Annotated in this window: 15 protein-coding genes; 9 read left to right on the top strand and 6 right to left on the bottom strand. The window is 45.3% G+C overall.

Annotated elements, in window-relative coordinates; genetic code table 11:
* Positions 1-178: 178 nt before the first annotated feature.
* Positions 179-1,084 (bottom strand): helix-turn-helix domain-containing protein, encoded by a 906-nt coding sequence (locus ACSQ8O_RS21315; protein ID WP_436243273.1) that lies wholly within the window; start codon positions 1,082-1,084, stop codon positions 179-181.
* 2 nt (positions 1,085-1,086) lie between these two features.
* Positions 1,087-2,037 carry a magnesium/cobalt transporter CorA gene (gene corA, locus ACSQ8O_RS21310; protein ID WP_436243272.1) on the bottom strand — a complete coding sequence of 317 codons (951 nt, stop codon included), beginning with the start codon at positions 2,035-2,037 and terminating at the stop codon, positions 1,087-1,089.
* Between the two features lie 71 nt (positions 2,038-2,108).
* Between corA and ACSQ8O_RS21305 the strand changes: the two genes are divergently transcribed.
* The 5 genes from ACSQ8O_RS21305 to ACSQ8O_RS21285 all read left to right on the top strand — a co-directional run bounded on the left by ACSQ8O_RS21305 (position 2,109) and on the right by ACSQ8O_RS21285 (position 7,952).
* The gene (locus ACSQ8O_RS21305; RefSeq protein WP_436243271.1) at positions 2,109-2,873 is read left to right on the top strand and encodes a hydroxypyruvate isomerase family protein; all 765 of its coding nucleotides are present in this window, start codon (positions 2,109-2,111) and stop codon (positions 2,871-2,873) included.
* Between the two features lie 270 nt (positions 2,874-3,143).
* Positions 3,144-4,742, top strand: coding sequence for a spore germination protein (locus ACSQ8O_RS21300; protein WP_436243270.1), 1,599 nt, complete (start codon positions 3,144-3,146; stop codon positions 4,740-4,742).
* Positions 4,743-4,764: 22 nt separating this feature from the next.
* A complete protein-coding gene (locus ACSQ8O_RS21295) occupies positions 4,765-5,862 on the top strand; it encodes a GerAB/ArcD/ProY family transporter (RefSeq protein WP_436243269.1) in 1,098 nt (365 codons plus the stop codon).
* A gap of 5 nt (positions 5,863-5,867) precedes the next feature.
* Positions 5,868-7,064, top strand: coding sequence for a Ger(x)C family spore germination protein (locus ACSQ8O_RS21290; protein ID WP_436243268.1), 1,197 nt, complete (start codon positions 5,868-5,870; stop codon positions 7,062-7,064).
* Positions 7,065-7,586: 522 nt separating this feature from the next.
* Positions 7,587-7,952 (top strand): group I truncated hemoglobin, encoded by a 366-nt coding sequence (locus ACSQ8O_RS21285; RefSeq protein ID WP_236288740.1) that lies wholly within the window; start codon positions 7,587-7,589, stop codon positions 7,950-7,952.
* A 56-nt stretch (positions 7,953-8,008) separates the two neighbouring features.
* Here the strand turns inward: ACSQ8O_RS21285 and ACSQ8O_RS21280 are convergent, their stop codons facing one another.
* A complete protein-coding gene (locus tag ACSQ8O_RS21280) occupies positions 8,009-9,715 on the bottom strand; it encodes a glycoside hydrolase family 2 protein (RefSeq protein ID WP_436243267.1) in 1,707 nt (568 codons plus the stop codon).
* Between the two features lie 119 nt (positions 9,716-9,834).
* Between ACSQ8O_RS21280 and ACSQ8O_RS21275 the strand changes: the two genes are divergently transcribed.
* The 4 genes from ACSQ8O_RS21275 (at position 9,835) to ACSQ8O_RS21260 (ending at position 15,050) form a co-directional block, all read left to right on the top strand.
* A complete protein-coding gene (locus ACSQ8O_RS21275; RefSeq protein WP_436243266.1) occupies positions 9,835-10,647 on the top strand; it encodes an AraC family transcriptional regulator in 813 nt (270 codons plus the stop codon).
* Between the two features lie 18 nt (positions 10,648-10,665).
* The gene (locus ACSQ8O_RS21270; RefSeq protein ID WP_436243265.1) at positions 10,666-11,157 is read left to right on the top strand and encodes a CYTH domain-containing protein; all 492 of its coding nucleotides are present in this window, start codon (positions 10,666-10,668) and stop codon (positions 11,155-11,157) included.
* A gap of 135 nt (positions 11,158-11,292) precedes the next feature.
* On the top strand, positions 11,293-11,706 hold the full coding sequence (locus ACSQ8O_RS21265; protein WP_436243264.1) for a hypothetical protein: 414 nt from the start codon (positions 11,293-11,295) through the stop codon (positions 11,704-11,706).
* Between the two features lie 68 nt (positions 11,707-11,774).
* Positions 11,775-15,050 carry a response regulator gene (locus ACSQ8O_RS21260; RefSeq protein WP_436243263.1) on the top strand — a complete coding sequence of 1,092 codons (3,276 nt, stop codon included), beginning with the start codon at positions 11,775-11,777 and terminating at the stop codon, positions 15,048-15,050.
* A gap of 784 nt (positions 15,051-15,834) precedes the next feature.
* On the opposite strand, the gene ACSQ8O_RS21255 is transcribed toward ACSQ8O_RS21260, so the two are convergent.
* The 3 genes from ACSQ8O_RS21255 to uxuA all read right to left on the bottom strand — a co-directional run bounded on the left by ACSQ8O_RS21255 (position 15,835) and on the right by uxuA (position 18,613).
* Positions 15,835-16,509, bottom strand: coding sequence for a transcriptional regulator (locus ACSQ8O_RS21255; RefSeq protein WP_436243262.1), 675 nt, complete (start codon positions 16,507-16,509; stop codon positions 15,835-15,837).
* A 159-nt stretch (positions 16,510-16,668) separates the two neighbouring features.
* Complete coding sequence (locus tag ACSQ8O_RS21250) at positions 16,669-17,523, bottom strand: SDR family oxidoreductase (protein WP_436243261.1); 855 nt, start codon at positions 17,521-17,523, stop codon at positions 16,669-16,671.
* A complete protein-coding gene (gene uxuA, locus ACSQ8O_RS21245; RefSeq protein WP_436243260.1) occupies positions 17,507-18,613 on the bottom strand; it encodes a mannonate dehydratase in 1,107 nt (368 codons plus the stop codon). Before uxuA ends, ACSQ8O_RS21250 begins: the two co-directional genes overlap by 17 nt.

The following is an 18,613-nucleotide window of genomic DNA, read 5'->3' as shown; positions in this document are numbered from 1 at the left end:
TCGCCACCAAATTTAGTTTAGATGGATTATATGTAGGTAATCAAGCCGAATCGGGCGAAAATGAACCATTTGGTCGAATTTAGCTTCAAAAAATCCAGTTATTTCCTAATTCGAGTGGAATCGTACGAAATTAGCTACATGAAATCCAGTTATTTCACTACCTCGGAGTAGCTTTCAGCTAGTTAGATTTGATATTTCGTCTAAAAGCCTCAACCCGGTACTGCTTCGGCGTGAGGCTGGTTTCCTTTTTGAACACGTGGAAGAAATGCGACATGTCCCCAAACCCAACGGCAGCTGAAACTTCCGAGATAGCTATATCGGTCTCCATTAACAATCGCTTCGCTTTATTCAGCCGATATTCAATCAAGAATTGTTTAATCGTCGTTCCAGTTGTCTCTTTAAACAACGTAAAAAGCTGTGATCTTGAGACCGGGAAACGTGTCACGAGATCTTCAATGTGTAATGGATCCTGATAATGTGCAATCAAATAGGAAAGCACATCACCAACGAGATACTGGTCGCCGGTGGTTAGCGTTGTCGTGTTCTCATTTTGTAATCCAAGAGAAAAAAGGAAAAGGTCGGCGATGTGCTTCAACACAGCCAATTCATAGCTTCGATCACGCACTGTTAAACAATTCGTCAGCTCGGCGAAGATGGTCTGCACACGATCCAATTGCTGTGTACTCAAGAAATAGTGACTAGAATTCGGATGACGCTCGGCAAGAAGCCGAGGAATGGATAAATCTGACAGTTTGCAAATGGTGTGCAGTTGATCTAAATAGGACTCATCAATAGAAAGGACATAACGAGGAAATTCTTTGCAATGTCCGTGGAATGGTCGATGAATGACATTCGGATGAATGATCGTAAGACTGCCTGCATGAAGCGGATACAAGCGATCACCAACGATATAAGTGCCCGTACCTTGTAAAACCAGATAGATCTCGTATCCGTTATGCGAATGCAGTAACTGCTGCTCTTGCCCCAGCGGAATTGTCCGAAATTCACAGTGCTGCACGGGATAAGCAGCCAGAAAATGATTCGTATAATCATCGATAGCGAAGTTAATCGGTTCATTTCCCATCCTCATTTAAACCAGCCCTTCTTCTGGAACCAGGCGAACATGCCTATACCAATGCCAAGCATGATAGCGAGTATGGCGAAATATCCCCAATGCCATTCAAGTTCAGGCATGTAAGCAAAATTCATCCCATACAGCCCAGCGATAAACGTCAGTGGCATGAAAATCGTCGTAATGACCGTCAATGTCTTCATAATCGTGTTCATCCGATTCGAGTTGAGCGAGATATAACTATCCCGAATATCCGCTGTAATCTCACGGTTCGAGTCCACCATTTCAGAGAGTTTGAGCAGATGATCGTGAATATCCGTGAAAAATACGAGGTGCTCACGCATCTGTTCAATGCGATCCGAACTAATGATTCGATACAGCAGATCACGCATCGGGACGATGGTACGACGTAATTTCAATAGCTGAGAACGAATTTCAAAAACCTGGTTCATCAACGCATCAATGGCTTCGGCATTCATTTTATTTTCCATATCATCGAGCAGGTCCTCAATTTGATAGACACTTGGGAAGTATTGATCGACGAGATTATCTAGAACTAAATACGCGGCATGGATTTGCCCCTGATTTCGCAGACTTTCTTGCTGGGACACTCGGGCCCAAGCATCTTCTATTTCTCGGGATTCATGCAAATGGAAAGTGACAATATAGTTGCTGCCGAGATACATATCCACTTCTTCCGCATCCAGCGTCTTAGGATCAATGGCGTGCATGACGAAGAAATGAACGTCTTGATAGTGATCTACTTTCGGTCGTTGCATGAAATGAAAGCAGTCCTCGATAGTGAGGGGATGGAAGTGGAAATGATCCTTCAGATTTAAGGCTTCTTTTTCATCTGGATTATAGAAATCAACCCAGTACCACCGAATCGAGGGGGCTGATAATTCCTCAAGAGGGAGATCGTGGATCACAGCAAAATCGGTTGTGACGGCAAGCGTTCGTATCATATAGGACTCCTAGCATATCAATTTATCATAGGCATTTGCTTCATTTTACCATACAATGGAGAAAGATTAGAATGGAAAGAGGGATTGGGATGAAGCTCTCCGTTTGTATGGATGCGCTCTATAAAGGGCGTGATTTTAGAGAAAGTGTGAATGAACTGAAGGAGATCGGTTACGATACAATTGAGTTCTGGTCTTGGTGGCAAAAGGATATTGACGTTGTCGCGGATGCTGTGGCTGAAGCGGGAATTTCGATTTCAACATTCTGCACGAAGTTCTCGAGTTTGGTTGATCCAACACAGCGTAGTGTCTATCTAGAAGGACTCGTCGAATCGATCGCCGTCGCGAAGCGCTTGAATTGCACCAAGCTCATTTCGCAAGTAGGACAAGCACTCGAAGGCGTGTCGCGAGAAGCTCAGACCCAATCTCTGATTGAGGGGCTGCGGGCGTGTGTACCTATTTTGGAAAAAGAGGGCGTAACGCTGCTGATTGAACCGCTGAATACGCGTGTTAATCATCAAGGGTATTTCTTGGCTTCATCGGAAGAAGCTTTCCAAATCATCAAACAAGTAGGCAGCCCTTATGTGAAGGTCTTGTTCGATATCTACCATCAACAAATCACGGAAGGAAATGTGATTGCTAACATTCGAGAGAATATTGGATTGATTGGCCATTTCCATGCGGCTGGTAACCCTGGTAGACATGAACTCGACAATGGTGAGCTCAATTACCAACAGATTTTCAAAGCCATAGATGAGACAGGTTTTGAGGGGCATATGGGGCTGGAATATTTCCCATTGGAGGCACCGCAGGTTGGGCTTCGAAAGCTGCTGAAGTGAGAAGCATAAGGGAGCGCGGCTGTCTGGTGTGAAAACGCGAAACATTTGTAACACAATTGGAACATTCCTGTTACAGTCCTCTAACATAGAAAGGGTATTATAATAAACAAGACCCCCTTTTTTAATATAAACTTTGGACCTGGCCCCGTTGGCTAGGTCCCTTTTTTTGTTTTCTAATGAGTTCAAATCGGCAAGAAATTGTAATTACATAAAAAAGGAAGTTTTGGTCACTCTACAAGTAAACGAATATGTTGAAGGGGATTTATCCCAATGAGGGAACACAACTTGATCAACAAGCTTTTTAAAAAAATGTCAACAAAGCCGACGACACAGAATCTAGTTCAGCCACAGCCACAGCAGCCTGCCAATGAAATGCAACAACAAAAACTTTATCCGGATTTACAAAAAAATGAAGAACTGCTCCGCTCCATTTATGACAATTGTTCAGACGTTATTTATCGTACGATGTTAATTGCAGGAAGAAAAAAAGCAGTTTTAATATATATAGAAGGGTTATCTGATGAAGCTGGAATAGAAGACTACGTGATTGTGCCACTGTTACGGGAAGATTTAGAGCAAAACATGGATATAAGTCAGTTTATCGAGCAAAACATTTCTGTTTCTCAGGTGAATACAGTCAATACGTTTACGAAGTGTGTCGAGTATCTTTCAAATGGAAATCCGATTCTGCTCTGTGACAATGAAGCTAGCGCTCTTGCATTGGGTTTGTGCAAATGGGAGAAGCGCAGCATTGAAGAACCTGTCGCCGAAGTGGGGATTAGAGGACCACGGGAAGGTTTTACTGAAACGTTGAGAGTCACAACATCGCAAATACGTAGAATCATCAAGAGTCCTCAACTCAAAATGGAAGCGATGAAAATCGGCGACTACACCCAAACGAACGTTGTAATTGCATATATTACAGGACTCGTGGATGCAACGTTAGTGGAAGAAGTCAGGAATCGACTGAAGCGCATTCAGATAGACGGGATACTGGAGAGTGGATATATTGAGGAACTGATTGAGGATGCTCCTTATTCCCCTTTTCCTCAGTTGCTAAGTACGGAACGCCCAGATGTGACCTGCGGCAGTCTGCTGGAAGGAAGGGTAGCGATTCTTATTGAGGGAACTCCGTTTGTATTAATCGCCCCCACTACCCTATTTTCCCTATTTCAGTCGGCGGAAGATTATTATCAGCGTTTTGTCATCTCCACTTTAATTCGCTGGCTTCGTTATTGTTTTATGTTGGTTTCTCTCATGCTTCCATCGATCTATGTCGCTCTGCTTACTTTTCATCAAGAGATGGTTCCGAGCTCTTTACTGATCAGCATGGCGAGTGCACGTGAAGCAGTGCCTTTTCCAGCATTAATCGAAGCGATGTTGATGGAAGTTACCTTTGAAGCGCTCCGTGAAGCGGGAGTGAGATTGCCCAAACAAGTAGGCGCTGCCGTCAGCATTGTCGGAGCACTCGTCATTGGCCAAGCGGCAGTACAAGCCGGTCTTGTCTCTGCCCCGATGGTCATTGTAGTTGCTATTACTGGCATTGCGTCTTTTATGGTTCCGCGCTATGTCTCCGGAATTGCGATTCGAATGCTGCGTTTTCCATTAATAATACTTGCCGGGACTTTGGGACTTCTCGGTATTATGTTGGGGCTCATCGCTATCGTTCTTCATATGTGCAGCTTGCGTTCTTTCGGCGTTCCTTACCTGTCTTCTCTAGCTACTCCAAATCCGAGTGAATGGAAAGACATTTTGATCAGGGCTCCTTGGTGGAAGATGGATACGCGTCCGCGCCTTACAGGGGATTATAACAAGTTTAGGCAGGGGACTGGGCAAAAACCAGGTCCTGAACAGGGAAATGATACGTAATGGAAGGAGTGGTGAAACTTAGATGCTGGAGAAAGGGAAAATATCTGCTTTCCAGTTGGGTATTATGATGTATCCGACTGTGTTAGCGACAGGTTTTCTTGCTTTGCCGACGATTACTTCCGAGAAAGCACATAATGATCTGTGGATGACGCCAGTAATCGCATCCTTGAGCGGCTTCATCGCTATTTATGTTGCAATGAAGTTGCACGAGCTATACCCCAAGCAAACTGTGAGCCAGTACAGTAAACACATAATTGGGAACATACCTGGTTATGTCCTGAGTTTGGTATATGTACTTGTTAATGCTTATTCGACGGGGTTGATTGCAAGACAATATGCAGAATTTGTCAAGTCATGTTTCCTGTTCAAAACACCGATCCTGATAATCATCTTCTCTATCCTATTGCTTGCGGCTTTCGCTGTTCGCGGCGGTGTGGAAATACTAGCAAGAAGTGCTGTGATTTTTACACCTATCTTTATTTTACCACTTTCCATTCTTCTGCTGCTTATCCCCGAAATGGATATGAGAAATGTGCTCCCCGTAATGGAACATGGGATTATCCCAGTAATTAAGGGGGCGATAGTACCACAGGCATGGTTTAGCGAATTATTCCTGATATCCTTTTTTCTTCCTTTATTAACTGATTTAAAAAAATCTGGGAAATGGAGTGTCATATCACTTTGTGTCATAGTTGTAACTATGATATTTGTCGACTTGATTTCATTATTTTTACTTGGTTCGGACACAGAAAATAAAATTTATCCTATTCTGATCGCAATCCGTTATATCAGCGTCGCCAACTTCTTTGAAAATTTGGAATCTCTGCTATTGGCGATGTGGGTCGTTGGAAATTTCATTAAAATCAGCGTATTTTACTATATAGCGGTTCTTTCTATCGCACAAAGTTTGAAGTTGTCAGAATACCGTCCATTTGTCTTTCCCATGGGACTGTTTATTCTCGTATTTAGTTTTTGGGATATAGCGAGTTTTTCTTATTTGGGGTTCATTCTTAAGGTTATTTCTCCACTTTTTTTATCTCTTTTCTATATGCTCATCCCGCTTCTTCTGCTTATAGTAGCCGTTCTGCGCAAAAGGAAAACGACAAGTGAAGGAACGTAGACAAGATGAAAATATGTTGGAAGGTATCCCTATTAATCCTGTCTTTATGCTTGCTTAGTGGTTGCTGGGACCGTACGGAACTCAATGATTTGGCGCTAATTTCAGCCTTAGCCTTGGACAAATCAGAGGACAACCAAATTCAAGTGACCGCTCAAATCCTCGTTCCACAAAGCCAAAGTAGTGCCGGAATGATGGGAGTAGGTGGTGGTGGTGGCGGCGGAGCAACGAAACACACCATTATACGATCTGCAAAAGGACTCAATATCGCCGATGCTTTATCCAAGCTTCAGCGGGTAGTTCCCAGGAAACTATTTTGGGGACAATGTAAAATATTTATTTTCAGCGATACATTGGCGAGGGCAGGCATTCATGAACATTTTGACTTTATGGTTAGACATCCCAATCCCAGAGAGCATGCTTACCTGCTTGTCAGCGATGGAAAAGCAGCGGATGCGCTTGAATTGTTTCCGCCAATTGAACGCACTTCGGCGGAAGTTGTACGCAAGTTAGCCGAGTTGCAGATTGGTATCAAAGTAACCATGGAGCAACTGAGCATGATGTTAAAGGGGGATTCCCAATCAGCTTCTATTCCATTGGTTAAAATTCTTCCACTAAGCAAATCTTCAGCACCATTTCAAACCATTCCATACATAATGGGAACCGCTGTTTTCAAAAAAGACAAGATGGTTGGGGAAATCTCGGAAAAGGTAACACGTGGCGTGATGTGGATCATTAATGAAATCAAGGATTACACAATTACCTACAAGATTGACGAAGAGGATGGCTTAGTGTCCTTAAATCCGGTTATTGCGAGTGTGAAATTGATACCCAAAATTGAGGGCGATAAGTGGTCAATGACTGTTAAGGTACGTACGGAAGGTACGATCGTTCAGAACAGTTCTCGGGTGAATCCAATGGATCCAGATGTTGTAAACGCGCTGGACAAGGCGTTTGAAAATATCGTGAAAGAACGAATCCAGTTAGCACTTCATGAGGTTCAGGGCCGATTGCAGGTAGACATTTTCAACTTTGCAAAGGAATTTCACAGGAAGTACCCCAACGAATGGGGAAAAGCGAAAGACAATTGGGATGAGATATTCCCCAAGGTTGAAGTGAAGACTGATGTTAAAGCTCATATTCACAGACCAGGGCTCGTCAACGCACCGGGGGGCATGCCCAAAGATGGGGTGAAGGAAAATTAGTAGGAGTTTTTTCATTTGTGTCACGTTAGCTGTGTTGCTGATTACTTGGTTGGAATGGCCGAAACTAAAACAAAAGCCAAAAAAAGAAAAGGCGGCATTCTTTTCAGTGCTCCTCATCGTATGGTTGTTGTCCATGTTGGATCTGCCTAATACTCCAGGTCCTAATAAGTTTATGATGATCGTCTTCAAGCCATTTATTGGACTTCTAGAGTAGTAAGATTCTTTGAAGTTTGTCAGTTTGGACTTGGCGCTGTTTGCTAGGTCCCTTGTTTTTGTTTTGGAGCAAAAGGACTGCTGATATACATTTAATGACTCGAAGATAATCGGTGCCATCCGAGAAGGACGTAAGTATGCGCCCTGGCTTAGGATGTTGGAAAATGAGGGCAAGAAAAAGAGAAGTCGGAGGCCATTTTAGCCGTTGACTGTGTGCTGGATATGGGCGGAGTTCAGGAACAAGCAATAAATTCCCTATATGCAGGATAATCTAACTACGTATCTAGGTAAAGTCCTGAAGGAGGAAACATGGTGAGTGAAACAACGTTATACGATAAGCTTGGCGGGGAAGGGGCGATCACGGCAGTGGTGGACTACTTCTATGAGCTGGTTTTGGCGGATGAGACCGTCAAACACTTTTTTAACAACACGGATATGGAGAAGCAACGGAAGCATCAGGCAAAATTTTTTAGTTTTGCGTTAGGGGGACCGAATCAGTATACGGGGGCATCTATGGCCAAGGCGCATGCAGGGATGAATCTGCAGGAAGAGCATTTCAAAGCGATAGCGACTCATCTTCATGATGCGCTTGCTCATTTCGGGGTGGGGGCAGACGAGATCAATCAAGTGTTGGCGAAGGTGTCGACGTTGAAGGACGATATTTTACATAAGTGAGTATGAGTTTAAAAGGGACCCAGCCACACAGGCTGAGTCCCTTTCCCTTTACTGCCTTACCGTTCCGAGCGATAAATCTCCTTCACTAAGCGATAGGCCAATTTCGGCTTGCGATACTCGCTCAGCAATCCTTTATTATTGAAGCTCCGCGCACGATCGCGGAAGTAAGGTCGGTCACTACGCACATCGACGCGAATGTCGGCGAAGTGCCAAATGAGCGTCCCGACGATGCGAGGGTCGTCGCGGAAGATTTTCAAGGCGCGTGTAACGACATCCGCTTGGTAGTCTTCACTGAATAGGCGCGGCTCCCAGCCCGCATCGCCAAAAATCCCCGCCGCGCCGAACTCGCTCATGATCACAGGCTTGCCAGCAGCGCCTTGTTTCTCCGCATTAACGAAGTAGTCCTGCAGCATAGTACTAAATCCATCCACGCTGCCTTCATACCAGCCGTAATATTTGTTAATCCCGATGACATCAAAGTAGGATAGTACGATATCTTCCACAGGTTGCATAGTTGCATAAGTGACGAGCCTGCTTGCGTCCATGCTGCGGATTTTGCTCACGAAAGCTTTCGTAAGCTCTAGCGCTTCCTGAGTACGTGTATCGATTTCGTTATGTGCTCCCCAGAAAATGATGGACGGATGATGGTAGTCGCGGCTGATCATTTCGCCGAGCATGTGAACGCCACGCTCTCTGAAGATCGGGCTTGCCAACGTTTCCACACTCATGAAACAACCCCACATTGGAATCTCACTCCAGAGCAGCATCCCGTGCTCATCAAGCAGATCAATCCAGAACTGGCTTTGCGGATAATGGGAACCACGAACGATGTTGCAGCCCAGGTCGGTCAAAATGTCCAAATCTTTCAGCATCAGCTTCGGCGGGAAAGCAAATCCCCATTCGGGATGCTCCTCATGACGATTCACGCCTTGTAGGTATAATTTTTTACCATTGAGCAGAATGTCACTGCCCTGAACCTCAACCGTACGGAAGCCAGTCCGATCGATAAGATCATCTTCACCAGCTTGGACAGTAAAGGTATAGAGCGCAGGTTGGCCGACATCCCAACGTTTAATATTTGCCAGTCTTCCATTCAGGGTGAGGCTAGTCGTTTGACCCGCAGTAACCACGACATGACCAGCCGAGAGGGAGAGTCCTTCGGTACTAGCACTTACCTCAATCTGACAGTCTTCTTGGCTTAGCGAACTGACTTGAATTTGCAGCTGAACATCAGCTGTATCGCCCTTCAGTTGATAATCAATTTTCATGGAGTCAATGTAGACATGCGGCAGCTCTTGAAGCTCGACAGAACGAATGATGCCTCCGTAGGAGTGCCAGTCGGCGATATCCGTCGGCAAAGTTTGCCAATCAACGGTATTATCAACGCGAATTACGAGTTCATGCTTGCCTGCTGTTAGGTGAGGGAGAATCATCGAGAACTGTGTAAACCCGCCAAAATGGTAGCCAATATGCTGGCCATCCACGTACACATCGGCATGGTGAAGAATGCCTTCAAAAACCAGTCGAATATTCGCATCTTGCATCGTATCAAAATAGGTGCGATACCAAGCGGCACCAATGTAATCGTAAGTACCTAATTCGTTATTCCAACAAGAAGGGACGACGGACTTTTTTGATCCGGCAGGGAAGGTTGACGCCCACCCTTCAGAAACACCTTTATTGTCAGGATCCGTGATGAAATCCCATAATCCATCCAAAATTCGAGTAGGTCGTAAGTTATGCTGCTGAAAAGTACGTATCACGAGCATTAAGCCCCTTTCATGTATGTTTCGTAAAGCGTATCATAGAAGAAGAGTCAATTTGAATGGATAAACCTCATCTCTATTTGTCAAAATCGCTATAGGGCTGGTGAACAAAACCAATGAATAACCACCGTATTTATCATCATCGGCTTTCGTATGAGAAGCCACCCGATCCTGGCTGGAAAGATATTCGAAATACGACAGACGTGCACTCACTGTATTGGATTCGGAGTGGCGAAGGGGAATTTCACCATGAGATGAATGAAGTTCCGCTGCATGTACAAGCTGGGAGTTTGTTTTATTTGAAGCCCGGGTTTAAACTGAACATGACTTCGTCTACGGACAATCCGTTATGTATTAGGATGCTCCTTTTCGATGCTTTTGATATCCCATATGAGCATCTCAATTGGCTGAAGCCAGTTCCTGTGGAGGAACTGCGGATCCCCTTTTATAAACCGCACACATTAGAGCAGTCAGATTGGCTAGAAGCACAGATTACTCGCTTATGGTCAATGAGAGGAACGGACCCGCATGAACGCCAAGCGGAATTCCAATATGTTTTATCACGATTAATCCAATTTATGAAGGATACGGATACGTCTAGTGATCCCTACATGAAAGCTTTTCAGCAAGCGAAGCTGTGGCTGGAGACCTGCTATCATCAGCCGATTCGGCTGGAAGAGCTGGCGAAAACCTACCATATATCCGTGTCGCAATTACGCAAAATGTTTATGAAGCATGTGGGCATCTCGCCCAAAGCGTATTTAAATCAGATTCGGAATGAGCAGGCGAAGACGATGCTTTTACTAACCGATGAGCCTATGAAGGCGATCGCCGATGCTTGTGGATTTGCAGATGAGTTTCATTTTGGTAAAATGTTTCGAGTATGGAACGAGATTTCACCGGTTCGTTTTCGAACAATGAACAAATAGAGAGGGGCTAACCGAATTATGGGTGCCGAAATTGAAAGAAAGTATTTGTTGACCGCATTTCCTGCGGCTGAACTAGCGAATAATGAGTTGACGCAAGTGTCTAAACAATATATTTATCAGACGTATTTAGCTTTCTCGGACGATCAAGAAATTCGCGTACGCCAGCTAGTGGACAGTTCAGGAGAATCCCACTTTACGCACACGTTCAAGTCAGGACATGGGATGGTTCGAGAAGAAGTCGAATACAACATCACGGAGCCTATCTATAAGCAGCTTCTAGAGCGCACAGGATTAATTCCATTAGAGAAGATTCGTACGACCCTCGAAGCGGATGGGGTTACATACGAGATCGATGAGTATAAACAAATTGACCTGCTTGTCGTTGAGGTGGAGTTTCCTGATTTGCAAGCTGCTCAGCAGTTTGTACCACCGACTTGGTTCGGCAGAGAGCTGGGATCGGAAGAAGAGTTTCGTAATAAGTCGATGTGGGTTGCTTTGCAGAAGCGTTAATTCCCCTCCCAGATTCATTAGCGAAGTATGAGTAAAAAACATGCTTGCCTAAAAGTCTAGATAGAAGTTTTACAACAATTACTAGGTATCATCTAAGTATTGTAAGAACTTCTAAAGGAATTGCGAGGGGCATTCATGAATTTAATCCACTATTATCGGCAACAGTTTGTCGAGTTAACAGCTCAGTTTGAGAAAGAGTGGGAGGAAGATTCGAATTATAAATTTGGTTTTCTATGGCGTTCACATGTAAGTAATTCGTATAAAGAAATGTTCCAGATGACACAAACGAGACAGGAACCGCTTTATTTGATGTATGCCATGGAGCTTCCAGAGTCTTATAAAAGAACGAACATTAGCGAGGTTATCAAAAGTGTAACTTCTGCTTACGAGTTATCGATGTATGTGTTCTCAAGTAAAATCATGCTGACCTCCTGTATCTCCATCGAAAATTTACAGCAAACGTCATTAGGCTTCATCCATAATGCTCGTGCAGAGTTGATTGATTTAGTCTTCTCTGCCATTAAACACGTAGATTATGAAACCGTATAGACCTTACATAATTCGACATCTATAATAGATGTAGATGGACGAGTTTGTAATCCGATGGGGTGAGTACGATGTTGAGAGACTTATTGAACAATTTCTCGCTTGTTGCCGTATTTGTTTTTATTTCGATTCAAATTTTTTACTCCCCCAAATTACAAAAAGCAGCCCAATGGAAATTTCAGATATGGGCAGGCATAACACACGGACTTTTCGGAGTTATGCTTGCTTATACTGGGGTCCACGTGAGCGAACGGCATATCCTAGATTTGAAAGCGATTGCAATTCTGATGTCTACCTTCATTGGTGGAGGCCTTTCTGGTTTTATTACGACGGCAGTCATTATTATTGGCCGGACGATGATCGATCCAGAGGTTTTGTTTCGCGTATCGCTGCTAGGCTTCATTATTTATGTGGGTTGTGTGCTTATTCATTATTACATCCGAGACTATTGGAAGAAATGGATGCTGCTCGCATTATGTCCTGTCAGCGTGTTATTCGTTGATATGGTGCTTATTTATAAGCTTCCTGCTATTGAGCTTGTCATTCCGAATTTACTTTTGCATTTAGGAGCGGGCATGTTCGTTGCAGGACTTATTGGCTATTTCTTACGCTCTGAAGAACTTAAAAGGCAAGTACGGCAGATTCAGCAGGAGCTTTCTGATATTCTGCGTTTCCAACCAGGTCTTACTTTTAAGCTCAAAAAAGTACAGAATTCCTTGGTATATACGATCATTGAGGGTCAATTATTACATCAGCTTGGTCTTAAACCAGATGACTATATTAATAGGAGTGTCCAGACGGTTCCGTATTCTTCCATGGAAGTTGCGCAATTCTTGCAATCCAAATATGAAGAAGCCTACCGAGGAAATCAAGTCGCCTATGAAATGGATGTGCGTGGAAAAATCATTTTCACGACATTACAGCCTGTTTTCGATGGCACAGAGGTGGTTGAAGTCATAGGCTCGGCGACGGATGTTACGGAGAAGAGTCTGGCAGAACGTCGGATTCAGGAAAGTGAAGAGCGGAATCGGATTCTCGTAGAGAACTCGCAGGAGGGCATTCTGGGTTTCACAACGGAAGGCGAAATTACGTCAGTGAATCAAGCGGCCTGTCATCTAACACAAACCAGAGCTGAGGACATGCTGGGTCTTCCAATGACTGCTTTTTTACCCGTATCCGAGCAGGAGCTTTGGGAGCAGCACTTTCAAGAAGTGCTAACGAGTGGTGATAATGTGAGATTCGAAATCGCGATTCCTTCGTCGGATGGGCCAAGAAGAGACTATCGGGTAACACTTTCAGCCTATCATCATGCCTCTGGTGAAGTGAAAGGAATTGTGGGTACGATTCACGATTTTACTGAAGCCTCTATGCGCCATGCGGCTGATCAAGCCAATCAAGCGAAGAGTCATTTTATTGCCAAAATGAGTCATGAAATTCGAACGCCTTTGAATGGGATTATCGGTCTATCTCAACTGTTAGGGAAGACACCGCTCTCCGAGCATCAGAAGGATTACTTGACCAATATTACCTCTTCTTCGCATACGTTGTTAGGTATTATTAATGATGTGTTGGATTTTTCCAAAGTTGAAGCAGGTAAATTAGAGGTGGAACGAACGAGCTTTAATCTGGACGAGCTGTTGAAGGAGCTTTCCAGTATTTGCAGCGTACTATCGAAGAGCCAACCCATAGAGCTTATTTTCAGCACGCCTGCTGAGCTGCCCAGACGACTTCTCGGAGATCCACTTCGGTTGAAGCAAGTTTTACTGAACCTTTGCAGCAATGCCATTAAATTTACACGTGCAGGTTATGTGATGCTTCACATTGAGCTGGTGCCACAGACATCCAGTGAGGAAATGCTGCTGCGATTTAGCGTCGAAGACTCGGGGATTGGTATTTCAGCTGATCGGCTTTCTTACATTTTTGAGCCTTTCTCTCAGGCTGATGGATCAACGAGCCGTGAGTACGGAGGAACTGGTTTGGGACTGCCGATCAGCCAACACTTGATCACCCTAATGGGCGGTGTGCTCCAAGCAGAAAGTATCCTTGGAAACGGAAGCCGTTTCACATTTGGGTTACCTTTTCAAATCATAGAGCAGGACGATCCTGATGAGTGGGATATTGGCGAGGGGAATGAGCCTTATCGCGTGCTGGTTGTTGAGGATCATCCTCTTATGCGAAACAGCTTACAGGAAACTTTAGAATCATTTGCACTCATCGTAACAACGGTTCCTTCTTGGGATTCATTGTTCAAAAGGCTAAGCGGGAAAGAAGAAGGGGCAGATGAATTCCATTGTCTCATCTTGGATATGGAAAGCGATGATATGTATGGCCTAGAAACATGGGATACACTCCTTGCTTTAATTCATAGAGATCGAACGCGCTTAATTTGTCTAACATCCTCTATGGGGAAGGAAGAGCTGCTTACACTCCCTGAGGAGATAAGGCCTGATGCCGTATTGGTTAAACCGATTAGTCGACTAGAGCTATATCAGACGTTGGAATATTTGTTCCATCCTAAACATGAATCGCGGGTGACTGAGCAAGGATCTATGCCCAATCCTTCTGCTACAGTGGAGGAATGGGGACACATTTTACTCGTTGAGGACAATGAAATTAATCAACAAGTGGCCATGGAGCTGCTCGAGGAGCGGGGCTACAGAGTCACGTTAGCGACAAATGGTCGAGAAGCGCTCGACAAGCTGGAAAAAGGCGAATTTGCCTTGATCCTCATGGATATTCATATGCCAGTTATGGATGGTGTAGAGGCGACCAAACTTCTGCGTTTGAACCCAAAATTCCGCGAAATACCGGTCATCGGGCTTACAGCTAACGTGGTTAAACAAGACCAAGAAGCGTACGTCCGAGTGGGCATGAACGATGTGATAAGCAAACCGCTGGATGTGAAGTTGCTGTTTCGAGTCATTCACAAATGGATGGACCCCGAGAAGAAGAAGGAACGAGAGCGAAACTTCAAGGAACCTCAACCTGTTAGCGGAGAAGAGATCCCGTATTACCAAGGTATCGCCGCGATAGACTGGGAGGGAGCTTTGGCCCGAGTGGAGGGTAAAGAGAGTATTCTTCTCGTCATGCTGCAGCTGTTCAAGAAAAATTACAGTGACTTCGCAGATCTGCTCCGGATCAATCACCGTGAAGGGGATTGGGTCGCTGCCAAACGAGCTGCGCATACGCTAATCGGTGTAGCAGGCAGCCTATCGGCAGAAGCGCTGCATGCGGGAGCAGTGAAGCTCCAAACAACAATTCTCCAGAATGAGAATTATGAGGATCAGATTGGCGAGATCGCAGCAGAAATAGAACGCATTATCGTTTGTATTCCGGATGAAGGATAAGCGGAGATGAATGATCCCTGAAATTGTACCTTAAGTAGTACCTTAAGTAGACACTCATCATAAACCTCTTGTAAGCAAGGGGGAGGGATGAGGATAGACTTAAGGTTTTTTTGTATTGGGCAATATGGGGAGAGTGAGGAATGGTTGCTGTGGTGAGGCAGAGCGAGCTACGGTTAGGAGGAGCGTAGCATCAACTGAACAGAGGAGCGAGCACATCTGATCAGCGCGAACGCACAGGAGTAGCAGCCAGTCACGCTAACGGCCACCACAGCCGTTAATTACTAAACACAGCCCCCCTTCCTACGCTAACGGCCACTACGGCCGCTATTTCGCCCAAAACCTCTGATTCTAGCCCGATTCCCACTCCATAGCGTACGCTGTGTCCGTTAGCGAATCAGAAGCATCGAATTTTAGCAAATAGCGTCTGCTGTGTCCGTTAGCCGCCAGCCCGCATCCCGCCGTCCCCACCCCCAACAATCTCAACTTCAACTGAACAGAGGAGCGAGCACATCTGATCAACGCGAGCGCACAGGAGTAGCAGCTAGTCACGCTAACGGCCACCACAGCCGTTAATTAACCAAACACAGCCCCTTTCCTACGCTAACGGCCACTACGGCCGCAATTTTACCCAAAACCCCTGATTCTAGCCCGATTCCCACTCCATAGCGTACGCTGTGTCCGTTAGCGAATCAAGAGCATCGAATTCTAGCAAATAGCGCCTCCTGTGTCCGTTAGCCGTCCGCTCGCATGCCGCCGCCCCGCTCGCCGTCCCGCCTCCCAACAATCAAAGCCTCAACTGATAAGTACGATATCGCTGCCGTCCTCCTACGACAATTAAGATTTGCTTCTCAACGAGTTGATGCAAAATCCGCCTTGTATGGCGATCGGAGAGTCGAAGGTGTTCAGCAATTTCCATCGGTGTAAACGGCCGAAGCAAACGACGAGCAAAACGCACTACTTCTGACTCTGCCCAATCCAAGCCAGCTGACACATCAGCTGAAAGGAATTTTCCGACGAATGACAGGATAAGCTGTTGGCATTGCTTCGGATCTTCTTGGATGGACAAATAAGCAATTGGCATAAAAGTCCATCCATCAAGGGTTAGTAAGCTATGCCGCATACATAAATCTTTAAATCTTCTAACATCAAGATCTCTTGCATGCGATCCAAATCCCTGGATCTCGATACCGCCTTTTGCACCTCCAGGCATATAGGCAAGATCCAGATACCGGTAGCCATTATTGAAATCACGTACCTCCCACTCAGGGTATAAATGATTGAAATTACCGATGACAGGAAACCAAATGTAACGTAAAAACGCAATGGTTCCGTGGCCTAATCCTTTCTCTAACAATTCAAGCCTTCGATGATTTACAGTATGATTTACAGTCCCAGTATTATTTCCAGCGTGCACGATCATCGCCTGTATCCATTCGTTATATTTTTGCTCAAATGACATTCTCTCAGCCTCCAGTTAATCGTCCATAAACAAACAAAAACCGTTCCACCGCATAGCTCATATTGAGCGTTATGCAATGAAACGGCGTGTGCTTCACTCCGTCTACCTTATTAAAATGAGTATAAAAGAAAAAGGCTCGGATTACTACAATAACTAAATCTAAACGCCTGAATAAGCCATGAACCCGCCATCCACAGGGATCGTTGTGCCCGTAACGAAGCGGGACATATCGGAATCAGCCAGCCACAGCAACGTGCCTAGTAAATCCTCCGGCTTGCCGAAGCGGCGCATCGGGGTATGAGCAATGATTTTATGAGAGCGGTCCGTCAGACTGCCATCCTCTTTCATTAACAATTTGGCATTCTGCTCTGTCAAAAAGAACCCAGGTGCAATGGCATTCACACGAATGCCGCTTTCTGCCAAATGAACAGCTAGCCATTTCGTAAAGTTATCGATAGCCGCTTTGGCTGCGCTGTATGCAGGAACTTTCGTCATGGGCGAAGGTGCGCTCATGGATGAGATATTGATCACGGTTGCACCTGCTTTGCCATGCATATGCTTAGTGAACACTTGCGTTGGAATTAAGGTGCCCACGAAATTAAGATCCAGCACGTTGCGGAATCCAGTGATGCTTAGATCATAAAAGGATTGCACATCCGGATTCGCCACATCTTCCATTTTGAAAATTTCATTCGTCGTATTCGCGCTGGCATGATTACCACCCGCACCATTGATGAGAATATCACAGGTACCCAGTAATTCAGTCACGGATGCCGCAGCTTGCTCTACACTTTCAGTTACGGTAACATCGCAAGCAACAGCAATCGCCACGCCACCAGCAGCCTGAATTTCATGAACAACGGCTACCCCTTTCTCATGCGTACGATTCAGAATGGCAATGCGTGCACCTTGTCTAGCTAATTCTAATGCCATCACGCGGCATAATACGCCAGCGCCTCCAGTAATCACAACGACCTTCCCTTGCAGGGAAGGGAAATTAGTTAATCCGCTCATATGCAGTGACAGCTCCTTCTTGTAAAGTAGCGCTTTGGCGACACAGCATGTCCCAAAGTCCCCATAAATACATGATCCCTAATGCACGATCGTAAAGCCCGTATCCAGGTCTGCAACGTTCATCCCAAATATGTCGACCATGATCCGGACGGCAAAATCCTTCGTAATTATTCGCATGCAGCGCCTGCACAATGCCTGACATATCAACCGTGCCATCTTGCGTGCGATGAGAGGTTTCGATGAAATCACCATTCTCATACAAGCGAACATTCCGCAGATGGGCAAAAGGAATCCGATCCGCGAACTCATGCACGATCGAGACAATATCATTGCTCGGGTTCGCACCGAGTGAACCACTGCACATCGTAAGCCCGTTATACGGGCTGTCATGCAAGGCTAAGAAACGGCGAATGTTCGCTTGGCTCGTCATCAATCTTGGCAATCCAAAGACGGACCAAGGCGGATCATCCGGGTGAATCGCCATTCGAATGCCGTGCTCTGCGGCCACGGGAATAACTTCATCCAAGAAGTACTTGAGGTTTGCCCAGAGGTGCTCCTCGGTGACATCCTTATAGGCGTCGAATAGCTCCGTTAAATGAGCAAGTCGTTCGGGCTCCCAGCCTGGCATACTGAAATCAGGGTTGGCATTAATCCGTCCCACATGCTCAGCAAGGTCGAGGTTGGCAATTTTACTTTTTTCATAAAATAGTGCCGTCGAGCCGTCTTCCAGCTCCTTATGTAAATCTGTCCGTACCCAATCGAACACAGGCATGAAATTGTAGCAAATGACTTTGACACCAACTTGCGCTAACGTGGCGATCGTTTTCTTATAATTAGCGATATACGTATCGCGACTTGGCAGTCCTAATTTAATATCCTCATGAATGTTGACGCTCTCCACGACCTGCATATGCAGCCCAGCACGATCAGCCTCGGCTTTGATTTTCTGAATCTTAGCCATCGGCCATTCTTCACCGGCAGGTACATCATGCAGGGCCCAGACGATACCTTCAACACCGGGAATTTGTTTAATTTGCTTAAGAGTGACCGTATCGTTGCCCTCTCCAAACCAACGGAATACCATTTTCAT

The sequence above is a fragment of the Paenibacillus sp. LjRoot56 genome, from assembly GCF_964253335.1.
Classification (GTDB): Bacteria; Bacillota; Bacilli; order Paenibacillales; family NBRC-103111; genus Paenibacillus_E; species Paenibacillus_E allorhizoplanae.
Note: the sequence above shows the minus strand (reverse complement) of the source record. Positions and strands in the feature narration are given on the sequence as shown.

Bases quoted from the DNA above. Each gene is read 5' to 3' on its own strand.
- ACSQ8O_RS21315 (WP_436243273.1), bottom strand. From the start codon at position 1,084: ATGGGAAATGAACCGATTAACTTCGCTATCGATGATTATACGAATCAT.
- corA (WP_436243272.1), bottom strand. From the start codon at position 2,037: ATGATACGAACGCTTGCCGTCACAACCGATTTTGCTGTGATCCACGAT.
- ACSQ8O_RS21305 (WP_436243271.1), top strand. From the start codon at position 2,109: ATGGAAAGAGGGATTGGGATGAAGCTCTCCGTTTGTATGGATGCGCTC.
- ACSQ8O_RS21300 (WP_436243270.1), top strand. From the start codon at position 3,144: ATGAGGGAACACAACTTGATCAACAAGCTTTTTAAAAAAATGTCAACA.
- ACSQ8O_RS21295 (WP_436243269.1), top strand. From the start codon at position 4,765: ATGCTGGAGAAAGGGAAAATATCTGCTTTCCAGTTGGGTATTATGATG.
- ACSQ8O_RS21290 (WP_436243268.1), top strand. From the start codon at position 5,868: ATGAAAATATGTTGGAAGGTATCCCTATTAATCCTGTCTTTATGCTTG.
- ACSQ8O_RS21285 (WP_236288740.1), top strand. From the start codon at position 7,587: ATGGTGAGTGAAACAACGTTATACGATAAGCTTGGCGGGGAAGGGGCG.
- ACSQ8O_RS21275 (WP_436243266.1), top strand. From the start codon at position 9,835: ATGAATAACCACCGTATTTATCATCATCGGCTTTCGTATGAGAAGCCA.
- ACSQ8O_RS21270 (WP_436243265.1), top strand. From the start codon at position 10,666: ATGGGTGCCGAAATTGAAAGAAAGTATTTGTTGACCGCATTTCCTGCG.
- ACSQ8O_RS21265 (WP_436243264.1), top strand. From the start codon at position 11,293: ATGAATTTAATCCACTATTATCGGCAACAGTTTGTCGAGTTAACAGCT.
- ACSQ8O_RS21260 (WP_436243263.1), top strand. From the start codon at position 11,775: ATGTTGAGAGACTTATTGAACAATTTCTCGCTTGTTGCCGTATTTGTT.
- ACSQ8O_RS21255 (WP_436243262.1), bottom strand. From the start codon at position 16,509: ATGTCATTTGAGCAAAAATATAACGAATGGATACAGGCGATGATCGTG.
- ACSQ8O_RS21250 (WP_436243261.1), bottom strand. From the start codon at position 17,523: ATGAGCGGATTAACTAATTTCCCTTCCCTGCAAGGGAAGGTCGTTGTG.
- uxuA (WP_436243260.1), bottom strand. From the start codon at position 18,613: ATGAAAATGGTATTCCGTTGGTTTGGAGAGGGCAACGATACGGTCACT.